Below are 22,552 nucleotides of genomic sequence, written 5' to 3'. Positions count from 1 at the left end.
GGCTTGCGGAGTCATCCTAACTATGGTTGGACCTATAAATCAGAGGAGGATGACTGCATGTTACGGGCAAAAATAGGCATGACCGTTTCGGCCGCTTTGCTGCTCAGCATGATCGGCTTGACTGGCTGCACTACGAACAACAACAATCAGGGGGCAGTAGGCACTAATACCGTTAACACCCAAAGCGTTCGTGACGGACGTCTCGGAATCCGCTCCGTTCGTGGAGAGGACATGACGAGCCTCAGCATGAACGATGCGTTGTCTCGCCGGATTGCCGCCATGAAGGGCGTAAAGAACGCCAACGTCTTCGTTGTTGGCAGAAGCGCATATGTGGCGGTCTCTCTGGATAATCAGGCCCCTGCAGCCGTCAAAGGCACCACGACCAAAGGCGTTACACCGAGAACTGTTGCACCAGGAGCCGTAACACCAAAAGCTGTTGCACCGGGAACTGTAACACCAAAAGCTGTTGCACCGGGAGTCGTAACACCTAATGCTGTAACACCGAGAACCGTTGCTCCCGATGGCATCACATCCAAAGGAATGAACATGACTCCCGGCAGCACCGGTTACGGTACGGGTAACGGCACCGGCTATGGAACCGGAGGAGGTACTCTGTATCAGAACCGCGGCGCGGGGATAACAGGTACGAACCGGATCGGCACGCTTACGCAAGACGGCAAAACAATGACGGGCACAGGCACGTATCCAACCGCTCGCGGAGGCAATACCTACGGCATGTATTCCACCAGCACTTCCACCACTACTGATGCCGTGACTCCTGCGATGAAGGACAAAATCTCGGTTGAGGTCAAGCGAAGCGCCCCTCATATAGACAACGTCTATGTGTCAGCCAACCCGGATTTCGTAGACCGGATCGGCGGCTTCGCTGATCAGGTCCGTGCCGGCCATCCGATTGCGGGCTTTGCGAACGAGTTCAGTACGCTCGTTGAACGCATTTTCCCGACACGCAGCGGTACGACAACGGCCCGCTAGACTTAAGCTTAGAATGCCAAAACAAGCAGCCATTCATTCCCTGCGAGGGAATAATGACTGCTTGTATCGTTACATAACCGAATTATGAGGCACGGAACTATGAGGATAACGCCCGTCCCTTGATCCAGACACCGGTAAGCTCAAGCTTCGAGTCCAGCTTCAGGATGTCTCCTTGCTTGCCGGCCTCCAGCGAGCCGATCACATGATCCAGACCGAGCGATTGTGCCGGTATCAGGCTGGCTGCTCTGGAGGCGTCCTCCAGAGAAAGCCCAGCTTCCTGTATGAGGAAGCGGAAGCCTCGAATCATCGTCAGTGTGCTTCCGGCCAGAGCGTCCGGGTTGTCACGCAGACGGGCGACGCCGTCCTTCACGGTGACGGGGAGATCGCCGATGGCATAGCTGCCGTCCGGAAGCCCCGCCGCCGCCATGGCGTCGGTGATCAGAATGAGGCCCGACGGCCCCTTGAGGCGGGCCAGAATCGAGATGGCGGCGGGATGAACGTGAATCCCGTCCGCAATTACCTCGGCCCGTATCCGGTCATCCGCAAGCACGGCTCCCGCCGCTCCCGGCTTCCGGTGATGAAGCGGGGTCATCTGGTTGAATGTATGGACCGCCTGATTCAAGCCGAGATCGGCGGCGGCGATGACCTGCTCGTAGGTGGCGCCGGTATGCCCGAGCGCTGCAGTAATGCCTCTCTCTCTGAGCCAGGGAATAAGCTTATCCGCCCCGTCGCGCTCGGGAGCGAAGGTGACCTGCCGGATCATTCCCGGATAAGCCGCCTCCCATTCCTCCAGCCATTCCGTCGACGGGAGTACGATATGCTCCGGGTTCTGGGCTCCGGGCCAGTCCGGGCTGATGAAGGGACCCTCCAGATGCACGCCCGCGATTTGCGCGTACGGCATGTCCCCGCTCCGGTAGGCGTGAATCCGGGACAGCGCCAGATCGAGATCCTTCTTCGAAGCGGTCATCGTTGTGGCTAACATCGTCGTTGTTCCGTTCGCGGCGTGAAAGGCGGCAGTCTCCGAGATCGCCTGAAGATCCGCATACATGAAGTCATGTCCCGCTCCTCCGTGGACATGCACGTCGACGAAGCCGGGAATCAGGAGCGCATCCTCGCCCCGCCCGTTCTCCGGCCAGCCTGAGCAGGGGGCAGGCAGACCCTTCGCATCGCCTGCGTAGAAGATGACTCCATCCTCGACGGCGACAACGCCGTCATTCAGCACTCCCTCCGGTGTCATCACCCGTCCGAACAGCAGCAGCTTGCCGGAATTCAGTCCACCCATTGTCCGGCCTCCTCGTCGAGCAGAACGACAACATTTGGATGAGTTTGAAGCAGGGAGGCAGGGCATTCCGTCGTGATCGGTCCGCGCACCGCCTTGCGGATTGCCTCCGCCTTCTCGGCCCCTCTCGCCAGCAGAAGAATCTGCCGCGCCTTGAGGATCGTGCCGATGCCCATCGTGACCGCCTGGCGCGGAACCTCGTCGATGGAGGGGAAGAACCGGGAGTTGGCCTGGCGCGTCTCCGGCAGCAGGCCGACGACGTGAGTTCCGCCCTCAAGGCCGGCGCCCGGCTCGTTGAAGCCGATATGGCCGTTGCCGCCGATACCGAGAATCTGAAGATCGACAGGGCCTTGCTCCTCCAGCATGGCATCGTAGGCCCGGCACTCGGCGGCAAGATCCGGAGCGTTGCCGTTCGGGATATGCGTGCGGGCAAGGTCGATATCGATATGATCGAACAGATTCCGGTTCATGAAGCTCCGGTAGCTCTCGGGATGATCCGCCGGCAGTCCGACATACTCATCCAGATTGAAGGAAGATGCCTTGGAGAAGCTGACAAGTCCTCTGCGGTGCATGGAGATCAGTTCCTCGTAGACGCTGATGGGCGAGCTGCCGGTGGCAAGGCCGAGCACGGCTCTGGGATTGGTCTGGAGCAGTCCGGCAACCAGATTGGCTCCCGTCTGCGCGAAGTCTTCGTTCTTGCTGATTTTGAACAGATTCATGTATCGCTGCCTCCTCTTTTATGTCTGAACCGGCGGACGTTGCGGTAGGATTGCTCCAGTCTGGGGATGTAATCGCCGAACCGCGCGCTGACCATTCCGGTAAATAAAATATCGATAATATGAAGCTGGGCGATTCTTGACGCCATGTCGCCCCGGCGCATGCCTGTCTCCAGCGAAGAGGCGAAGAGCGCGATTCCGCTCAGCGAAGCCAGCGTGCTGGTGCCGTAGGAAGTGAGCGAGATGGTGGATGCGCCGTTCTCCTTCGCGCAGGACAGCGATTCGATTGTCTCGGGCGTCTCCCCCGAATACGAGATGGCAAAAGCGACATCGCCCTCCGACAGCGTGGACGCCGAGGTGATCTGCATATGCGGGTCGGCAAAGGCGGTGCAGTTCACGCCGATCCGGATCAGCTTCTGGTAGAAATCCTGGGCGACGACCGAAGAGGTCGCTATTCCGTAAAGGTCGATCCGGCGCGCGCCGCAGAGCAGCTTCACCGCCTGTTCCAGATTGTCCAGGTCCAGAAGCGAAGTCGTGTCGCGGATGGAGGCGAGGTGATTGGCCTGCATCGCTTCAACAATCGTCGCCAGCGGATTGCCCGCCACAATATCCTGATAGGATGCCGGACCGCCCTGTTGGCCGACTTCGGTGTGCGCCAGCTCGGCGGCCAGCTTGACCTTGAAGTCGGGAAAGCCCTTGAAATGAAATTCCTTGCAGAAGCGCGTTACCGCCGCTGGACTGATGCCGCATTGCTCCGCAAGCTCGGTGATGCCGAGGTGAACGATATCCCCGGGAGCGTGAAGAATCCGCTCGGCCAGCTTGCGCTCGGTCAGCGAGAGACGCGGGAGCTCGGACTCCAGGGTATGCAGAATGGGGGACATGGACAGCCTCCTCTAGGCTCGGTTTAATCAAAATAGCTTGAAAATTATTTTCTGAATTTAACGATAATACATAAAAATTATTTTCTGAGTATAGAATAAACTGCCTTTCGTCAAAATGCAAGCCCGGTAAATTCAGACAAGAGCAGCACGATGCGCAGGCAATACGAATACCAGACAGGATTTGTCTCGAAGAATGTTGAAATATGGAAGAGGTGGGGATTGACGGGTGAGTGATGATTTTAACTTTGAAATTAGGAGTGAAGATATTGATGGATAAACTAGAAATTCGAGAGGGAGATCTGACGGGTCAGCAGTTTGACGCATTAATCCATTTTTATGTTGAGGGCACCCCTTTTGGCGAAGGGGCCGGAGATGTCATTTTTAGAGAAGCGGGAGAGGGATTGCTGGAAGAATGCAGGAGGCAAGGCAATTGCGTTGCCGGTGAAGCTTTTATAACGGGGGCCTATGAGCTGTCAGACAGAATCAAATGGATCATTCATGCGTCAGCGCCCGGATGGGCAGAGGGGAATGCTGATGAGGAGGACCAAGTGGTGTCATGCTGCCGGCGTTCACTCGAACTTGCAGAATCGCATCAGGCGGAGACGGTCGCTGTTTCTTGCGAGAGCATTAAGGCGATCGGTTATCCGGCTGGCAAGGCCGAAGCCATTCTGCTGAAGGAAATATTGTGTTTTCTCAAAGCGGATGGTGACATACGGAACATAACGATTGTGTGCAAAGAATCGGATACATATGAGTGGTTTACCGAACTGGCTGCTTTAATGACGGATGCGGAGAATAAGCGGACAGGCGGGAACAACGAGTCGATAGCGAAAGCTATCAATAACTTGGGTAACTTTTATTACAAGCATTTCTTGTATGATGAATCGATCAAAGAATATTCGGAAGCCACGGATTTACAACCGGAGGATGCTGTAATTTGGGGGAATTTGGGGTCAGCCTACTTAGAAGTAAGAAATTTTGATGATGCGATAGAAGCGTTACAAAAAGCTAAGAGAATTGATGCGGGAAGAGGAAGATACTGGAATGCCCTGGGGCTGTGTTATCGAGGAAAACGCGAATTACAAGAGGCAATTGCCTGTAGAATAGAAGCGACAGAATTAGATCCTAATAATGCAAGTTATTGGTATAACCTGGGGAGCAGCCAGCAGGCCAAGGGAGATTATGAAGAAGCGGTAGCGGCGAAAAAGAAAGCGGCGGAGCTGGAGCCGCAAAATGCGTTGTATTGGGATAGTCTGAGCACAAGCTATCATAAGAAAGGGGAGTTTGCGGCGGCTGTTTCAGCAACTGAGAAAGCAACGGAACTGGAGCCCCGGAATGCGGTTTTTTGGGATAGTTTAGGAATCAGTCAACATGCAAAAGGGGATTATGAAGCAGCTGTAGAAGCGAAAATCAAAGCGACAGAACTGCAGCCGGACAATGCAGGCTATTGGAGCAGCTTGGGAAACAGTCAGGATGCAAGGGGGGATTATAAAGCGGCGATAGCAGCGAAAAAGACGGCAATTAAGCTGAAAGGGGACAATGACGATTACTGGAATAGTATTGGAAATTCTTATCGGAATATGGGAGCAGTTAACGAGGAAATACAAGCCAGATTAAAGGCGATTGAGTTAAAACCAAAGGAAGCTGGCTACCATAATCGACTGGGCCTTGCATATATCAGACAGAAGAACTTTTCTAAGGCATGCAGCGCATTTGAAGCAGCTATCCGAATATCTCCGGAGAAATCCTATCTCTATTATCATCTTTCAGTCGCACATTATTATGATGGCCATTTGGAACAAGCGTTAAAATATTCGGAACAGGTGGTCAAGATCGATCGGGGCAATCGGAGAGAGAATGGAGATCCAAGTCACTATTATTTTTTGGGCTGGTTGTCTTATTTGAAGATCGGTGATCTTGAACAGGCGAAGTCATTATTCGTAGAAGGAAAAAAATTCGCTAGACGGGAAGATAATAACTCAACTTTCGCAGCTCAAATCTCCAAACAAACCCTTGATATAGCTGGGTAAACCGGAGATCCATTCCTGTAGTTGACAAAAAACAGCTATTTTGTTCTTCTTGGTTTTCGCCTGGGACATTTCGAGAAATAAACTCATGAGCTGCTGGAGCGCGGTCTGGTAGTCCAGATCGCGGACCTCGTCGGCAAAGAGAAAGAAGAGCCCTCCCAAGGTTCGGTCATCACTCGATTGACGCCGTTCGTATTCCATTGCCAAATATCGGCTGAATACAATCGTCGTATGGCTAATCAGCCCGTCAAAGGAACGGCCCTGAAATTCAGTTCCCAGTTTCAAATAGCTTTTGGTGACTTTGAAAAAGGTCTCTATGCTCCAGCGCATGCCATAGATTCGTACGATTTCAGCTGCATCCAGCGTCACATCGGTACTTAAAATGGCCAGCCACTCCCGTTTTTTATTCCGGTTGCGGACAAACACAAGCTTCACAGGCAAACCGCAGGCGGTGTGCACGATGACCGAGCCTTTAATGTCTTTCGCGTTCGATGCGGGAAGGCTTTGAAACACCTCGCCGAGTGTCATTCGCTTACCTTGAACCAGGTAGCGTTGTTTCATTTCCTTCACCATACCAATCACGGGAAGCCCTTTGGCGGCGAGCTCACGGAGCAGTGGAGCTTGAGTAAACCAGCTATCCATAAGCACGTAGTCGGCGGCCAATCCGGCACGTAAAGCTCGTTCCAACAAGGCTACGACAGCATCCGGCTTCCGAAATAAGGCCTCCATCCGGCGCTTGTAGCCGTTACTGCGTTTGGAGAGAGTCGAAGCCATTTCGCACAGACGGTTGGCTAATTTGGCTGAAGACAGCATGACAAAGTCAATCGGAGCAAAGCTAAAACCGTCAGACCAACCTAGAGTCAGCATGGTGTAGCCTTTGGTGAATTTGCCCGTAGAGTGGTCAAAAACTCGTGCCAATAACTCTGCTTTTTTGCTCCGGTTTCGACTCAAAACAGAATCGTCGATAATGAACACACGTATTCGATGTGACGAAATAAGCGATTCAAAATGGCGCACGATGCGAAGACTTAAAGCCTGCAAAAAGCGTCGCCACGCAAAAGAAGCTTGATTTAAGAACCGATAAACAACATCTTTGCCAGGAAGATCTGCTCCTCGGTCACTTTCCAAAAGCCGAAACCAGTTCTTCCCTTCGAAAACCAAAGAGAATATGATTTGAAAAATGGCTAGACTGGAAAGACCGAAAGATTTAGAAATGCCCGCTTGCCGTAAGGTTTTTCCAATGTGAAGAGTGGCAAAAAGTTTGGAAAAGCGAGACTGTTCAGACAGGGAATGTTGTTGTAACATAGGGTTACGCACCTTTCTTGTTGGCATGGTAAGCTCGACACTTCCATGATACCAAACAAGCGAGGTGTTTTTTGTCAATACGAGTAAATCTATTGAATTCTCCTTACGCGCTCAAGGGTTTAAGCCATTTTTCCAGGTGCGAAAGTTGAGTAATAATGTTACCTCTTTTCTAAAAATGATCATCAGGAGAAAACGGGACAATATTCCTGAAGACTACCGGATTATTCAATATTTCGTGTCTGTGCACGCCGAATTATTGGAGGATACCCAGTTTTATTTTCTAAGCAAAATTATAGAGGATTTCAGTGATCAGGAAGATATTCAGTTAAGGCTGATTACGATGCAAATCCGGTTGAGGAATATGATGAATGCCTGTGCTTTCGATGTCACCAAAGGACAGCATCTGGCCCATTATTCCCGTATGAGCGTGCTGTCAAAAGTGATGAAGAAGCCGGAAGAGGATAACTCCAAAGCCGTGAAACTGCGGCTTAACAACGCCGCATATATGAACGATCCCTCCGAAGGGCTGATGCTGATCGATGCGTTGATTCAATGCCATGAACAGGAGAGCCCCCTGCTGAATGAGGTGCGGGATAATTTCTACAACTCGGCCGATACGGATATGCAGTCCAGCAATGTATATTTGCACAGTCTGACGATGCAGATCGACCAACTGCCCATGTGGGCGCAATACGGTGACCAGGGGAAGGGTTATTGTCTTGTGATGCGAAGCGATTTCTTCGACAGCGACTACGATATGCTGGAGCATGATTTCAAGAGCGAATGGGAATTGGCGGATCGTTCATCGAAGAAATATATCCCCTATCGGGTAGCCTATATCCATAATGATTGCAAGGACGAAATCAGACTGAAATTCGGCAAAGATGAAGACAAGCAGCCGAAAGAAGAATTGGAACAATTGGAGAAGAACGAACAGATTGTAGCCAGGGAACTTAAGGAAATCGTCAATGAATTCAGCTTTTTCTCCAGGGAATGCGAGAGCGACTCTACGTACGAAGCGTTAAAAGATAAAATTCTCCTTCATTTGACGGAGGCGATCGACCAGATCAGATTCTTGTTCAAAACCGAAGATTATGCCTATGAGCAAGAGCTTCGGCTTATCCGTTATGCTCCTGCGGATTCTCCCGACATTAAATTGAACATGGAAGCTTCGCCCGTTCCCGAATTGTATCTGGAAAAAGACGACGGCAAGCCGTTCCGCGCTTCGAAAATCATCCTGGGGCCGAAGGTTGAGCAGCCCGGCAAGATCGTCCCCTATCTGAAATACGTGGACCCGGAAATGATAGTGGAGAAGTCAAAGGTGAAGTTCAGATAAACCCCCGTCTCTTGTGCGGCCGTCTATGGTATTCTAATGAAAGATCGACAGAGTTCATACTATAGAAGGAAGTGCACCAATGACTAAACGTAATGCCGCCGGCAAAAGCGAGTGGACCGCCGACTGCGCGAGCTGCTTCGGCCTGTGCTGCGTCGCGCTGCCTTTTGCCCGTTCGGCCGATTTTGCCTTTGACAAGGCGGGGGGCATTCCCTGCTCGAACCTCAAAGACGATTTCCGATGCGATGTTCATGCCGGACTGCGGGCCAAGGGGATGAAGGGATGTACGGTATACGACTGCTTCGGGGCCGGGCAGCGGGTCTCGCAGATTACCTTCGCCGGTAAGGACTGGAGAACCCATCCGGAGCTAGCCGAGAACATGTACCAGGTGTTTCCCGTGATGCAGCAGCTTCACGAAATGCTCTACTACCTGGACGACGCCCTGCATGCGGATGCGGCACGTTCTGTCCATCCGGGTCTGAAGGAGATGCTGGAGAAGACCGTGGAGCTTGCCAGTAAGAGCGCTGAGGATGTGCTGGGTCTGGACATCCAGAGACATCGCGCGGAAGTGAATGAATGGCTGCTGAAAGCGGGCGCTCTCGTGCGGGCCCAGGCACCTGCGAATAGAGGCGGGAAGAATGCCGCACGCCGGACACCCAAAGGGATGGATTGGATCGGGGCGCATTTAAGGGGAGCCGATCTGCCGGGAATCAATTTGCGCGGAACGCTGCTGATTGCGGCGGACCTTCGGGATGCCGATCTCCGGTACGCCGAATGGATCGGCGCCGATTTGCGGGACGCGGATTTAAGCGGCGCCGACCTGACTGGCGGCATTTATTTGACCCAGGCACAGCTTAATGCGGCGCATGGCAGCCGCAGCACGAAGCTGCCGCCCCGGCTGGACAAGCCCGTGCATTGGCTGGAACCTCATACCAGGACCTAAAACCGGGATGACTGGTTCGGCGGAGCTGCGCGGGGCAGCAGTGATTTTTATGTCAGACAAGAAAGACAGAGAGGAGAAGACCATGGCACAACAACCGATGATTGGCGTCCTGCCTTTGATGGACGTAGAAAGAGACAGCTACTGGATGCTTCCGGGTTACATGAAAGGCATTGAAGAGGCGGGCGGGATCCCGGTTATGCTGCCGCTGACATCTGACAAGGATTACATCCGGAGACTGGCCGAGACATTCGACGGGTTTTTGTTTACCGGCGGACAGGATGTAAATCCCGCTCTGTACGGCGAGGAAGCGCTGGAGGTATGCGGTCAAGTATCAAATGAGAGGGATGAGCTGGAGCGGCGGCTGTTCGCGGATGTTCTCGCGCTTGATAAGCCGGCCTTCGGCATTTGCCGGGGACTCCAGCTGTTCAATGTTCTGCTTGGCGGAACGCTGTACCAGGACCTTCCCTCCCAGCGGAGAACGGAGACGGAGATCGTTCACGTTCAGAAGCCTCCCCATGACCGGCCTGTGCACAAGATCTACATCGAAAAGGGAAATCTCCTGCATGACATCGTAGGGAGAGAAACGCTGGACGTCAACAGCTATCACCACCAGGGAATCAAGAAGCTGGCCACAGAGCTGCTTGCCGTCGGACTGGCGGAGGACGGGCTCGTTGAGGCCATTACGCTTCCGGACCGGAAGTTCGTGCTTGCCGTCCAGTGGCATCCCGAATTCACCTACCGCTCCGACGACAGCAGTCTCGCGCTGTTCCGGGCGTTTATTCATGCTTGCTGAAGGCAATAAGAGCGGGCATCCCATTCTCAGTAGAAGTGCAGATGCGCGGCCTAACAAAATACATCATCTATGGTAAAAAAACAGCTGCAGTCAGGTTCCCCAAAAGAACCATGGACTGCAGCTGTTTGCTTGATGCAAGGAGATGGGGATGCCGGCCCGGGTGACGATCCCGGCATCCGCTGCAATTCCTGAACGGTAATGCCGAGCGGTGTAATTCCAAAGTGCTCCAATTCCTTGGCAGTGTAATTCCTGACCGGTGTACGATGTAATGCTCGAGCAGTGCAATTCCCCGCCGCCGGTGCGGTGCCTCTGAGCAGCTACTCTGCCGCACGCGGAGCGGAGAACAGCCGGCTCCGCAGGAAGCCGAAGAGCAGCGCGAGCAGCAGGACCGCCTGCGGCAACTGGCTCTCCCATGTGGGATACAGGCCCAGGCCGCTTATGGACGGCAGCGCCTCCGATGTATGCGCCGGTACACTTCCGGCGACCTGGAGAGCATGAATGCTCTCGCCGAGGAAGCGGAAGATCAGGAAATAGATCAGCAACGATGCGGTCCTGAAGAACAGGCCGATCGGCAGTTTCGCGCTTAGCGTGATGACCGCATAGGCGGCCAATACGAGAACCGCAAGCGCGCCCGAGATACCGGTTAGCAGCTGGGACGTCTTCATGGAAGGCGCCATGCCGGCATAGAAGATCGTCGTCTCCGCACCTTCGCGCAGAATGGCCAGAGCCGAGATCAGGAAGAGCGACCAGAGGTTGCCCTTGGCTAACGCGCCTTCAACTTGACGGCCGACATAGCGGTTCCATGCCTGCGTGTTTGATTTCGCATGCAGCCAGCGGCTGACGAACAGCATCATGACGACGGCGACCAGTCCCGTGATGCCTTCAATGGCTTCCCGCGTTCCGCCTGCCGAGGCCAGCGACACAGCGTAGGTCAGCCCCGCCGCAAGCGCAAGGCTGAGGATCAGGCCGCTGACCGCGCCGCTCCACACCCATTTGCGTGCCTGCGGGCTATCGCTCCGCTTCAGATAAGCGAGCAAGGCGGCCAGTACAAGCACGGCCTCCATGCCCTCGCGCAGCAGCACAAGCGCTGCATCCCAGGCGGTATAAGAGCTTTCGCCCGCCAGCGGCGTCAGCTTCGCCAGCATACCGTCGATAGACTGGGCGGCTTTCTCCAGCTTCGGCGGGGATGATTCCAGATAGCCAGCGGCAGCGGCGCTCTCATTCTCGATATACGTGTAGGCAGACGGAGAGGCGACCTGGACTTTGCCTTCGGCGGAAGGCCAGTCCGTGATAAAGGTCTCCATAACAGCCGCCGCCGCAGCGGCGTCGCTACCCTGAACAGCCGTCTTCGCCTTCTGGAGACTGGCGATCAGGCTGTCGATGGTCGGAGTCTTCGCGCCGCTGCTTTCGGCAGCTGCCGCAGCCGTTCGTCCGGCGCTGTAATCGTCCAGCAGCCGGTACAGCGACTCGGCCTGGGTCTTGGCCGCGTCGGCGCGGACAGGTTCGGCCTGCAGCGCGATCCGCAAGAGACTCATCTTCGTCTCAAGCTGTCCGTACAGAGCGGCATTGCCCTGCCTGATGGCCTGCTCCGCAGCCGTCCAGCCCTTGGCGATGTCGCTGTACGCCTTCCGGGCCGCGTCCCAGTCGGCCCGGCCCGCCGCTTCCCGCGCGCGATCCGCTGCGGGAAGCAGCTTCGCCGCCGCCTCCGGCCCGGCGGCTTCACCCTGACCGCCGTCTGCAGCGGCGGCGGTCACATACGCGTCCACGGCTCCTGCGAGCGTGGACAGCGCGGCCTTGGCGGGCGCTCCGCCGCCCGCCTGCAGCGCCTTCGACGCCTCCGCGAGCGCGGCGTCGACCTTGGCGGCCGGACCCGCAAGCTCCGGGTCCGCCTCCGAGGCCTTCGCCTCGCGCCACAGCGCGGCGAAGGTCTCGGTATCGGCCGCGGCTTCGCTCCAGCGGCCGTCTCCCGCTTCTACGAGCGCGCTGCCGACAGGCGGCAGCAGCGCGTCGGTCTTGTCCGCTGCGGCGGCGGCAGCGGAGGAAGGCTGCTGCGCGCAGAGCGCGAGCAGCAGCGCTCCCGCGGCGAGAAGCGGGAGCGGGCGCTTGCGCTTGGTTCTCATCCCGCTTAGCTGTACGCTTGTCATCCGGTAAGCCCCCTTTAACGAATTACTTCTATAATTAGTCATCCCAAATTAGTCATCCAAGTCAAGGTCAGCCCAGCAGGCTTTGGCCGATGTAGCCTCCCTGCCGGGTTCCGGGGAAGCAGGCGAATACGGCGCTTCCCATATTGGTGATGTATTCGTTCAGGCGGTCGCTTGCGGCCAGCTTCTTCTGGGTCTCGACGAACTGCTTCTGAAGATCCCGCTGGAAGCTGATGAAGAGCAGCCCGGCATCAAGCTGGCCGGTTATGTTGTCAAGGCCGCTCGAGTAGGAATAGGAGCGGCGCAGCATCTTCACGGAGCCGTCGCCGTGGGCGATCGCGGCATGCGAATCGGCCGGAATCAGCGGCCGGCCTCCGCTGTCAGTTGCGGAGAGATCAAGCGTATCGAACTCGTTCTTCGATCCAATCGGAGCGCCGCTGGCCCGGTGACGGCCGAAGGTCGCCTCCTGGTCGCTGAGCGAGGAGCGGTCCCAGACCTCGATCCGCATCCGGGCGCGGCGAACCGCCATATAGGTTCCGCCTTTCAGCCAGGCGGGCGCTTCACTGCCAGCCCAGACCACCTCGTTCATGATAGCAGCGTCCTGTGTATCCGGGTTGCCCGTGCCGTCCTTGAATCCGAGCAGATTGCGCGGAGTTCCGCCTTTCGGGTCGGCCGATCCCGTGCGCTGGAAGCCTTCCTGGGTCCAGCGGAGGACAGCTGTGCCCCGGGCAATCCGGGCCAGGTTGCGGATCGCATGGAAGGCGACCTGCAGATCGTCGGCGCATGCCTGCACGCATAAGTCCCCGCCGCACCACTTCGGGTCGAGCTGATCGCCCCGGAAGACCGGCAGATCCTGAAATCCGGCGGGCTTGCTGCCTGACAGGCCGAAGCGGCCGTCAAACAGGGAAGGGCCGGCGCCGAAGGTCAGCGTCAGCCGTGAGGGCGCCAGTCCGTCGGCTTCCCCGGTATCGGACGGGGGAAGATTCGGATGATCATTGGTGCTGCCGATCAGCGTTCCCGAGATCATGGCGTCCGCCGCTTCCGTCCATGACTTCAGCAGCTTCCTGAGGTCGGCAATATTGTCTGAAGTGACATCAAAGGAAGCGAAGCAGAGAAAGTTCTGGGCCGGAGTTACGATGCCCGCCTGGTGCTCGCCGTAGAACGGAAATTCATTGCCGCCATCAGCGGTACCTGCGGATGACGTTCCTTCCGCCGAATTAACCGCGAGCAGTCCGCCCACGGCGCCGCCGCCCAGCAGCAGGCCAAGTCCGGAAGCGCCGGTCAGCCGCAGCATGTCGCGGCGGCTGATTTTGGTGCCCGAAGAAGGCTGTTCAATATCATGTTCTTGTCTGCCGGAGTCTTGATGTCCCGGCTCGTGACGATTCGATTTCATCGGTCTCACACTCCAAGAATCGTGCCCATATTGGACAGCGGCTCGGCCAGCGCGTCGAGGTTCTGGCTCAGCTTGCGGACTTCGTCCTGCTTAAGAAGCGTGTAAGAAGCGTAGCCGTCGCCTTGCTTGAAAGGAGCAAGCTCGTTGTACAGCGCCTTGAAGCGTTCGCTGATCGTCTGGCTCAGCTCAGGGTCCTGCTGTTCCAGTTGGGGCTTCAGCAGCTCATAGATTTTCTCCGCACCCTCCACGTTCGCTGCGAAATCGTACAGGTCGGTATGGGAATACCGCTCCTCTTCGCCGGTCACCTTGGAAGTGGATACTTCGTTAAGCAGCTCGACCGCGCCCGTCACGAGGAGAGAGGCATCGATGCTCGCTGTTTCGACCTTGGCCCGGAGAAGCTGGGCATCGCTCAGCAGACGGTCGGCGTATTCCTCTGCTCCGGCGGTCTTGCCGTCCTGCCAGAGCAGCTTCTCGATTCGGTGGAAGCCCCGCCATTCGCTGTCATCCACATCGCCTTCCCGGGCGTCGATATTCGGATCAAGATCACCGAGCGCTTCGGCAATCGGCTCGATTCGTTCATAGTGCATTCGCGCGGGCGCGTACAGGTTCTTCGCTTCCTCCAGCTTGCCGGCTTTGACGGCCTGAACGAAGGCTTCCGTCTGCTTGACGAATTCGTCGCATTCGGCGATCACATACTCGCGGTATTGCGAGATCGCGGAAGTGAAATCCGCCTGGGAGGTGGCTGATGAAGCGGATGGAGAAGGAGAAGGAGCTGTCGAAGCCTTCGCTGTCTGTACGGCTTCTCCGGCAGCTTCTTCGCCTCCTTTTGAGCATCCGGATAATAGGATCGTGGCCGCAAGCATACCTGCGGGAACGGTATAACGGAATTTCACGTCAAACACCCCTTATGTATAATGTAAATGATAATCATTATCACCTAAACTGCACTTATCATAGCGGGCTAGTAAATCGATGTCAATATCAAATTTGAATTAATGCCTTTTTAAAATCTAAAATTACTAAGGCGTATCTTCAAACTAGATGCTCTGGGCTGCCAGCTGTATACTGAACGTCAAAATAAAGAGAGCCGCGGCAAGGTGCCGCAGCTCTGTTGTCTGCAAAATCATGATTTTATTGAGGCCGCAGTCACTAAGCTTTCTTGTTAGACTTCGATCTTCACCCGGCGGTTAAACCGGATTTCGGCAGCAAGCTCTCCTGTCCAGCCATTTGTTCGCGCACCTGTCTGAGCTGCGCCTTAAGATCGGGGACACTTCGCTGGAGAATGGCGCTGATTTCGGGCAGGGGGAGCTGCAAGCCGTAGCGGAGCGCCAGAATAAGCCGGCTTTCCCAGGTCAGCGTATTTGCAGAACAGGGCTTGCGGGCTTGTGTTAGCCGGGAGCATTGCTGGATGCACTCACGGTAAGCATCAAGGGAGAAGGCAAGCGGATCTAAGCGTTTTTGCAGGTAAGGCTCATAGAGCGCGGCAAAGGTCTTCACCGCAGCCTCCTCCGCCTCGGTTTCCAGCCCAAGCAGCAGTCTGCTGAGTGCATAGATGCTCCCGCTGTATTTCTGAACATACTGCGCGTACCCGGCCGAGGAAGGCGGCTGTTGCGATAAAGGGTCAGGCATGATCTCACAGTCCTCTCTGAATATGAAATCTATAGTATGGAGCAATAAGCGATGGATCTGTCGATAAGCTCCGCCATGTCCAGCCCCGTCCAGCTCTGCGGGTGCGTCAGGCTTCTTGAGGGTTTATAGTACATCTGTCCCGGACTTAAGCCGTTGCCTGCGGCAACTGCATGAAGTCGCAAGTCTGTCTGGATGTGCGCGGACCGTACTTTTCCCTGCAGCTTCGCTTGTAAATCCAGCAGGGCTATCTGTACCATCTCCCGCTGTGTTTGTTCCCATTCCGGGCTCTGGCGGCGGACGATCTCGATGGCTTCATCCAGTCGGCAATGACGGATGGTGCGCAGGAAGCTGCTCCATTTCATCAAGTCAAAATCCCTATCATTTGCGCACAATAAGCCCTGGGCCCAGCTGTATCCTGCCTTGCAGGTCAGCTTCAGAATGCCAAAGCGGGAGTTACCGGACGATTCCGGGCCGCAAAAGGCGGGCCAAGGAGCTTTGAATACAAACACCTCAATACGTGACAGACTGCGCTGATCCATTTCAGCTTTTCCTCCTCAGAATTCCAATTCCCTAAGTTTCGAATCACTTAATCTCCCAAAATCAGCATATGCAGGTACGACAAAAAACCGCAGCAGAGGAGGACCTCTGCTGCGGCTTCAGTGTACGCCCAGCATGGGCGTTATCTTTAGGGTGAAAGTCCCGAACGGGGGCTGGCGAGCGCCTACCGTTAGCCAAGGGCAAGGGTGTCCATCGTGAGGTGGAATCTGAAGGAAGCCGGAGGCAAAAGCACGGGCCAAGGTACACGAACTGGATTCGAGGCTGTGCCAGTCGGATGAGTCACCACTACATGACGAAATCCAAAGCCGCTAAGGGCTGGTGCGGTAAACTCCAGTGGTCGCGGGCGGAAAGATGACGTTCTTATCTGGGGAGACCTGCTAGGCATGCAAGAAAAAAAACTACGCCTGCCCGTTTTACTAACGTTGGCAGAATACAAGCACAAACCGGGTAATAGAGGGTAAGGAAGGAGGAGGTTATAATGCCTTCAACCAAAAACCGAATTACTCCGGAACAACGGATCTACTTTCACAGTGAATTGCGGCAATGTCCGCATTGTGGCACCAAACTCAAGCGGCATCATACCGCTTGGCATAAATACGTGAATACATTAAGCGGCATCTATGACGTGTGGAATATGGCCTATGCCTGTCCGAATTCGGAATGCCCCTATCCCGGATCGTATTATCGCTCAGCTGAAGCCGATGCGCTAGTCATGAAGCATACCTCATATGGGTTTGACGTCCTCGCGCTTGTAGGCGAACTTCGTTTCAAACATCACTACACCTTGTCTGAATTGCATGAGGAATTGAATCGACGGGGCGTTGTCACCTCCGAGCGTAATTGCGAGCGGCTGTATGAGCGTTATCTCACGCTGCTTCGCGCTTCCGTCACCGACCATCTCCGGGAAAACTTGAAAGAAGTAGTCCGTGAACACGGCGGATTACTGCTATCCATGGATGGCATACAGCCTGAGAAAGGCAATGAAACTCTGTATGTGGTCCGCGAAGGATTCAGTGGAAGCATTCTGGCCGCGCAAAACCTCAAAAGCGGCAGCGCCGAAGAATTGAAACAACTGCTGAGACCCGTGGAAGCTTTAGGTTTTCCCATAATTGGACTGCTCAGCGACGGCCAACATTCTATCCGCCTGGCGATGTCCGGCCTGTGGCCGGAAGTACCCTACCAATACTGCCAGTACCATTACCTGAAAGACATTGCCAAACCGGTCGTGGAGTTGGATCGCAAACTCAAAACCGGGATTAAGAAAAACTTACGTGGTATTCGCGAACTGGAAAAACAAGTTCAGGCTGACCCTTCCGAAGAAGCAACCCTCGCTAAAGATTACCTGGCCGCTGTGCGCTCCGTTCTGCTCGAAGACGGCAACCCACCGCTCGACCTTCCCGGAGTACGAGTGTTTGAAGAAGCAGAAGCGATCCGAAATTCCTTGAAACGAAGCGCTAAAAAAGGGGGTTCACCTACAGCGAGAAACTCTTGAAGCTGTTTGAAAAACTGGATTCCTTCCGTCCTGCATACCGAAAGGTAAAGCGTTGGTGCCAGCCTCTTGAGGATGCCGCCCATATTTTGGGTGCTCCGTCTGGGACAAGCAGTGAGACAACGCAAGTTCGAATGAACTGGCTGAAGTTCGAACTAAGAGCGAAGTTTATCCGAAAAGAAGACCAGCCCATGGTGGAGAATTTCGAACGGTATACAACCGGATTTTGGACGGGACTGTTTGCTTGCTACAACACCGCTTATCTTCCCCGGACGAATAACGACCAGGAACGCTGTTTCCGCCGAACGAAGACCCGACACCGCCGAATGACGGGTCTTCGTAGCTGGAACCGGTATCTTTGGCGTAATGGCGAGTTTGTGATTTGGGTAGAGGATGCCTTGATGCAAGAAAATGTGCAGCACCGACTTCAGCAGGTTCCTTATGAAACCTACTTTCAGGAACGGCGTCAATGGGAATCCCGACTGCTTGAAGGAACGAAACGGCTCCGGTTTCGACGAGAGCCTCAGCAGTATTTAGCTCAGCTTGAACAACGCGTCTGTTCGTTAGTTGGGCAGGCGTAGAAAAAAAAACTTGTAACCGTAGTCGAGAGGCTACGCTGAACTGGCAGGAGTCAGCAGAAGCCATAGTACGTAAGCTGTTGCAACAGCTTACGGAAGGGCTGAACCGAAAGGAGAGAGGAAAGCGATGCGTTCGTATGAAGAGCAAAGACAGCCGAATATCTCGCAAGAGAGCTGCCAGCAAAGAGAAGCGGTGAAGCCGCCCGGGTATGCTGGAGCGCCGAGTTCTTCGTCGGCACAAGTCGTCCCTTCCTCTCGCAAAGCAGAGAACAACTTGCTGGAACGAATGCTCGAAGGAGATAACCTTCGGCTCGCGTACAAGCGAGTGGTGCAAAACGGAGGAGCACCCGGTGTGGACAGTGTAACAGTAGCGAATCTACAAGCTTACCTGAATACGCACTGGGTAGCGGTGAAAACCAAACTCCTGGCGGGAACATACAGACCTGCGCCAGTCAAACGGGTGGAAATCCCCAAACCCGGAGGCGGTGTGCGGCTGCTAGGCATCCCGACCGTGATGGACCGTTTTCTCCAGCAAGCCCTTCTACAAGTGATGAACCCGATCTTTGACGCCCATTTTTCTTGGTATAGCTACGGCTTTCGGCCGGGAAAGAGTGCGCATGACGCCGTCAAACAAGCCCAAAGATACATCCGAAGTGGCCTGAGATGGGTCGTGGATCTCGATCTGGAAAAGTTCTTTGACCAGGTCAATCACGACATGCTGATGGCAAGAGTGGCGCGGAAAGTGGCGGACAAAAGAGTGCTGACCCTGATTCGTGCTTTTCTGAACGCCGGAGTCATGGTGGACGGAAAGCTGGAGCGCAGCCGGGAAGGAACGCCACAAGGCGGTCCGCTCAGTCCGCTTTTGGCAAACATTCTACTGGATGATCTGGATAAGGAATTGACCGGACGTGGCCTACGTTTCGTACGCTACGCGGACGACTGTAATATCTTTGTGGCGAGTAAACGAGCGGGCGAACGAGTCATGGAGTCGGTCAGCCGATTTGTGGAAGGAAAGCTACAACTGAAAGTGAACCGGGAGAAAAGTGCGGTAGCCAGACCTTGGCACCGGAAGTTTCTAGGGTTTAGTTTCCTGAGCCAGAAACAGGCAACCATTCGATTAGCACCGAAAACAATCTCACGGTTCAAGGAAAGAATTCGTGAACTGACGAATCGAACCTGGTCCATTTCCATGGAAGAACGAATTCGCCGGCTAAACCAGTATTTAATGGGTTGGCTCGGCTATTTCCATCTGGCATCGGCGAAGAAACACCTCCAAACACTAGACCAGTGGATTCGGAGAAGACTGCGAATGTGTCTGTGGAAACAATGGAAGCGAGTGCGCACACGAATCCGCGAACTCCGGGCACTTGGGGTTCCAGAGTGGGCTTGTTTTAGGATGGCCAACTCGCGGCGAGGCGCATGGGAAATGTCCCGGAACACGAATAATGCCCTTCCGACTTCCTACTGGGAAGCGAAAGGTCTGAAAAGTTTGCTTTCACGTTATCTGGAACTTTGTTAACCTTTTGGAACCGCCGTATGCGGACCCGCATGTACGGTGGTGTGAGAGTTGCGCCTTGAAAAGCTCAAGAAACACGTATCGCCTGAAATGGTGATCAGGACAAAGCCTAGCCAGCAGTCCTGTACCGAGTCTTGCGTGGTGCATGGTAACATGTACGGCGAAGCGTAGACAGGGAGACAGTAGGCCGGAATCAAGTGAAGAGGATGATTAGCCCCGAAATCAAACGTGGTTGAAGCAGCCGATCCTATTTCTCTGTGGAGAAGGCAGAAGCGGCATCATCGAAAGGGCAAGAGGATGACCGAGGCTTCCGGGGTTCGTACCTACAGCATGCTGTCCAAGGGTTTCTTGGGAACAAGGGAGATCCGGCAGTTCCAAATTTTTTTTTGGTAGAGCCGAACAAGCCTGCAAAGCAAGGGAGGCTCAATGACTTGCCGGAAGTCTTACTGACGGATAGTACTCCGAGGCAGGGAGAGCCTGCTACATGGGGAAGCGGTCAGCAGAAATGGAATCTTTCTAAGGCAACATGGGCTCCATACAACGGGAGGACACAGGCCTTCATACAACGGAAGGAAGAACCTAGCCATGACAACAGGATTGGAAAGAATAGCAGCAAAAGCACAAGAGGATTCGAAGCTACAGTTTACTTCGCTTACTCACCATATCTCTAAAGAACGTCTAGAAGAATGTTTGCAGCATATTCCCAAACGAACAGCACCCGGCGTAGATGGGGTTACCCGAGACGAAGCGATGAAAAGCTTCGAGGTGTGGGCAGAAGAAATGCTCACGTCCATCCACCGGAAAGGCTACCATCCGCCAGCCGTAAGAAGAGTCTGGATACCGAAGCCTGGAAAGAAGGAGAAACGTCCGTTAGGTGTCCCGGCCGTGGCAGACCGAGCTTTACAACGGTGCACAGCAGAGATACTAACCGCTATCTACGAGCAAGATTTTCTGAATTGTTCGTTTGGAGGTAGACCGGGCAGAGGGCAGCACAACGCGTTAGCAACACTGAATGAGATCATAGCCGGAGAAAAGGTGGGTTGGGTATTCGAAGCCGATTTAAAGAATTTCTTTGGCAGCCTTGATCATGAGTGGATGATGAAATTTGTGGAGCATCGAATTGGTGATCCACGAATTCTCCGGCTGATCCAGCGCTGGCTTAAAGTTGGCGTATTGGAAGACGGGAAAATCCACGCCAGTGAAGAAGGCACGCCGCAGGGCGGCTCCATTAGTGTGGTTTTAAGCAATGTGTACCTGCACTATGTGCTGGACTTATGGTTTGAGAAAGCCGTGAAGCCGCGACTTAGAGGCGAAGCCTATCTCATTCGGTATATCGACGACTTTATCGTCTGTTTTCAATACCGAAGCGACGCCATCCGATTTCAGGAAGGGCTGGTGAATCGGCTTCATAAGTTCAAGCTGGAGCTGGAGCCGAGTAAAACCAGATTAATCGAGTTTGGGAGATTTGCAAGCAAACATAGCCAAAGTAAAGGGAAGAGGAAGCCGGATACGCTCTATTTTCTGGGATTCACACATTACTGCACGCGAAACCGGCAAGGGAACTTTATGGTGGGGAGAAAGACGGAGAAAAAGCGACTGAAGCGAAGTATGGGAAACATGCAGGAAACCATGAGAAGAATGCAGCATGAACCGCTGGAGGTACAAGCAAAGAAGATTAACCAAATGTTGCAAGGACATTATGCCTATTATGGAATGGCAGGCAACATGAGGTGTCTGAGCAAAGTCTACGCGACAGCCGTCACCTACTGGCGGAAAGTGCTGAGTAGACGAAGCCGAAAGAGCTACGTTACCTGGGAAGAATACCAGCGATTACGTTCATTGTTTCCACTGATGCGACCGAAAATCTTCATCCCGTATCAACGGTTGAAGACATACGCGATGCTGTAAAACCAGTTCTGAAGAGCCCGGTGCGGGAAATCCGCACGCCGGGTTCTGTGGGGGTTCGGGTCACCAGTTGGGTGGCCCTTCTACCCGGAGACGGGGGCTTGCCGCCCCCTCCTACTCGATACAGGCTTTAACAAACCTGGCGCAAAAGCGTGGCGGATCAGGATCTCTCTCTATACGCTTGCGAGGTTAGCTGTCGGATTCGGACGGTGAGAGTCGCCCTACCCTGTGAGACCGCATTTCTGTAGTCTCCTAAGGATTCACCCCAAGTAGGCTTTCGCCTGGTGGTTCCCCCGTTTCCCGTGCGCCGGGAATTCAGCGTTCTTGTAATTTTTCATGAATAACTTTCAAAACGAATCATACTCTTTCGGGGCTGTTTTTGTAAAAAAGGAAAAGGGAGGCGCAATGGCGAGTTTCGGTTAAATTGGGTGGAGTGAATGAAACAGAGTGGCTAAACGCATATATGTTGACGTTTATCGGCCCATTATCTCGCTCGCACGCTGTTTTTCATTTTTAGGGGAAAAGGGGACTTAAGGCTGCTGATTATCTGCCGATTGCACCCAGGTCAAATAGCAATAAACCTCATCTAATAAAGATGAAGGAAGATGGAATCCCCGGCAGCGGGCAGGGACGGAATGTCTGAATTAGGCATATCGCTCCTTGCAGTTACAGGCAGCCACATTCGGATTTCGGAAACGCTGCATCGCCGCGCCCATTTTGCGGGCGCTACGGCACCATTGAAACCTCCCGCTCATAGTATGGTTTGACTGTATCCCTTTACCTTGTTAGACCAAACAATCCCGGGCAAGGAGGGGTGACACCACCATGAAGGGGAACGAACATCCCAGCAAATTTTTGCTGACTCATCGAGAACGCGAAGTGTTCGAGCTTCTTGTTCAAGACAAAACGACGCGGGACATCGCAGGCATGCTGTTCATCAGCGAAAAAACAGTGCGGAATCACATTTCCAATGTTATGCAGAAGCTCAATGTAAAAGGCCGTTCACAAGCAGTTGTAGAACTGATCAAGCTCGGCGAACTCAAGATTTAGCGAGCCCGCGTTGCGCGTAAAGC

The 22,552-nt window shown here is 54.3% G+C and carries 19 protein-coding genes and 1 riboswitch; of the genes, 10 read left to right on the top strand and 9 right to left on the bottom strand.

Translation table 11 applies throughout. From position 1 onward, the window contains the following. Positions 1-57: 57 nt before the first annotated feature. Positions 58-993, top strand: coding sequence for a YhcN/YlaJ family sporulation lipoprotein (locus PSTEL_RS20335; RefSeq protein WP_038698161.1), 936 nt, complete (start codon positions 58-60; stop codon positions 991-993). 97 nt (positions 994-1,090) lie between these two features. Here PSTEL_RS20335 and nagA read toward each other — a convergent pair whose 3' ends face one another. From nagA to PSTEL_RS20320, 3 genes are read right to left on the bottom strand one after another with little or no spacing between them, the layout of a single operon-like run. Beyond that, positions 1,091-2,275 (bottom strand): N-acetylglucosamine-6-phosphate deacetylase, encoded by a 1,185-nt coding sequence (gene nagA / locus PSTEL_RS20330; RefSeq protein ID WP_084065215.1) that lies wholly within the window; start codon positions 2,273-2,275, stop codon positions 1,091-1,093. Next, the gene (gene nagB / locus PSTEL_RS20325; RefSeq protein ID WP_038698159.1) at positions 2,263-2,991 is read right to left on the bottom strand and encodes a glucosamine-6-phosphate deaminase; all 729 of its coding nucleotides are present in this window, start codon (positions 2,989-2,991) and stop codon (positions 2,263-2,265) included. The genes nagA and nagB overlap by 13 nt, the downstream gene beginning before the upstream one ends. Further along, positions 2,988-3,869 (bottom strand): MurR/RpiR family transcriptional regulator, encoded by an 882-nt coding sequence (locus PSTEL_RS20320; RefSeq protein WP_038698157.1) that lies wholly within the window; start codon positions 3,867-3,869, stop codon positions 2,988-2,990. The genes nagB and PSTEL_RS20320 overlap by 4 nt, the downstream gene beginning before the upstream one ends. A gap of 269 nt (positions 3,870-4,138) precedes the next feature. Between PSTEL_RS20320 and PSTEL_RS20315 the strand changes: the two genes are divergently transcribed. Next, complete coding sequence (locus PSTEL_RS20315; protein ID WP_038698155.1) at positions 4,139-5,899, top strand: tetratricopeptide repeat protein; 1,761 nt, start codon at positions 4,139-4,141, stop codon at positions 5,897-5,899. Here PSTEL_RS20315 and PSTEL_RS20310 read toward each other — a convergent pair. After that, a complete protein-coding gene (locus PSTEL_RS20310; RefSeq protein ID WP_038693644.1) occupies positions 5,849-7,201 on the bottom strand; it encodes an IS4 family transposase in 1,353 nt (450 codons plus the stop codon). The genes PSTEL_RS20315 and PSTEL_RS20310 overlap by 51 nt on opposite strands. 175 nt (positions 7,202-7,376) lie before the next feature. On the opposite strand from PSTEL_RS20310, the gene PSTEL_RS20305 reads away from it, so the two are divergent. The 3 genes from PSTEL_RS20305 to PSTEL_RS20295 all read left to right on the top strand — a co-directional run bounded on the left by PSTEL_RS20305 (position 7,377) and on the right by PSTEL_RS20295 (position 10,270). Next, the gene (locus PSTEL_RS20305; RefSeq protein WP_038698154.1) at positions 7,377-8,537 is read left to right on the top strand and encodes a DUF2971 domain-containing protein; all 1,161 of its coding nucleotides are present in this window, start codon (positions 7,377-7,379) and stop codon (positions 8,535-8,537) included. Positions 8,538-8,616: 79 nt separating this feature from the next. Next, positions 8,617-9,477, top strand: coding sequence for a pentapeptide repeat-containing protein (locus tag PSTEL_RS20300; protein ID WP_038698152.1), 861 nt, complete (start codon positions 8,617-8,619; stop codon positions 9,475-9,477). Positions 9,478-9,559: 82 nt separating this feature from the next. After that, on the top strand, positions 9,560-10,270 hold the full coding sequence (locus PSTEL_RS20295; protein WP_038698150.1) for a gamma-glutamyl-gamma-aminobutyrate hydrolase family protein: 711 nt from the start codon (positions 9,560-9,562) through the stop codon (positions 10,268-10,270). 317 nt (positions 10,271-10,587) lie between these two features. Here the strand turns inward: PSTEL_RS20295 and PSTEL_RS20290 are convergent, their stop codons facing one another. From PSTEL_RS20290 to PSTEL_RS20270, 5 genes are all read right to left on the bottom strand, one after another. Further along, complete coding sequence (locus PSTEL_RS20290; RefSeq protein ID WP_052098725.1) at positions 10,588-12,414, bottom strand: FTR1 family iron permease; 1,827 nt, start codon at positions 12,412-12,414, stop codon at positions 10,588-10,590. A 67-nt stretch (positions 12,415-12,481) separates the two neighbouring features. Then, positions 12,482-13,804: an iron uptake transporter deferrochelatase/peroxidase subunit gene (efeB, locus tag PSTEL_RS20285; protein ID WP_052098723.1), complete on the bottom strand. Its 1,323-nt coding sequence runs from the start codon at positions 13,802-13,804 to the stop codon at positions 12,482-12,484. Between the two features lie 5 nt (positions 13,805-13,809). Next, the gene (gene efeO, locus PSTEL_RS20280; RefSeq protein WP_038698148.1) at positions 13,810-14,697 is read right to left on the bottom strand and encodes an iron uptake system protein EfeO; all 888 of its coding nucleotides are present in this window, start codon (positions 14,695-14,697) and stop codon (positions 13,810-13,812) included. 283 nt (positions 14,698-14,980) lie between these two features. Then, the gene (locus tag PSTEL_RS20275) at positions 14,981-15,433 is read right to left on the bottom strand and encodes an RNA polymerase sigma factor (RefSeq protein ID WP_038698146.1); all 453 of its coding nucleotides are present in this window, start codon (positions 15,431-15,433) and stop codon (positions 14,981-14,983) included. A 29-nt stretch (positions 15,434-15,462) separates the two neighbouring features. Further along, the gene (locus PSTEL_RS20270; protein ID WP_038698144.1) at positions 15,463-15,972 is read right to left on the bottom strand and encodes a hypothetical protein; all 510 of its coding nucleotides are present in this window, start codon (positions 15,970-15,972) and stop codon (positions 15,463-15,465) included. Between the two features lie 497 nt (positions 15,973-16,469). Between PSTEL_RS20270 and PSTEL_RS20265 the strand changes: the two genes are divergently transcribed. From PSTEL_RS20265 to PSTEL_RS20245, 5 genes are all read left to right on the top strand, one after another. Beyond that, positions 16,470-17,483 (top strand): transposase, encoded by a 1,014-nt coding sequence (locus PSTEL_RS20265; protein WP_156995731.1) that lies wholly within the window; start codon positions 16,470-16,472, stop codon positions 17,481-17,483. Then, positions 17,480-18,061 carry a hypothetical protein gene (locus tag PSTEL_RS20260; protein WP_038692815.1) on the top strand — a complete coding sequence of 194 codons (582 nt, stop codon included), beginning with the start codon at positions 17,480-17,482 and terminating at the stop codon, positions 18,059-18,061. The genes PSTEL_RS20265 and PSTEL_RS20260 overlap by 4 nt, the downstream gene beginning before the upstream one ends. A 124-nt stretch (positions 18,062-18,185) precedes the next feature. Then, entirely contained in the window at positions 18,186-19,577 is a 1,392-nt protein-coding gene (gene ltrA, locus PSTEL_RS20255; RefSeq protein WP_084065210.1) for a group II intron reverse transcriptase/maturase, read from the top strand. Between the two features lie 582 nt (positions 19,578-20,159). Next, entirely contained in the window at positions 20,160-21,482 is a 1,323-nt protein-coding gene (gene ltrA, locus PSTEL_RS20250; RefSeq protein ID WP_038698142.1) for a group II intron reverse transcriptase/maturase, read from the top strand. Between the two features lie 159 nt (positions 21,483-21,641). Continuing rightward, positions 21,642-21,810: riboswitch (cyclic di-AMP (ydaO/yuaA leader) on the bottom strand. Positions 21,811-22,304: 494 nt separating this feature from the next. Further along, complete coding sequence (locus PSTEL_RS20245; protein ID WP_038698140.1) at positions 22,305-22,529, top strand: helix-turn-helix domain-containing protein; 225 nt, start codon at positions 22,305-22,307, stop codon at positions 22,527-22,529. Positions 22,530-22,552: the final 23 nt, after the last annotated feature.

Source organism: Paenibacillus stellifer, from assembly GCF_000758685.1.
Lineage (GTDB): Bacteria > Bacillota > Bacilli > Paenibacillales > Paenibacillaceae > Paenibacillus_AQ > Paenibacillus_AQ stellifer.
This window is presented reverse-complemented; position numbering and strand designations above follow the sequence as displayed.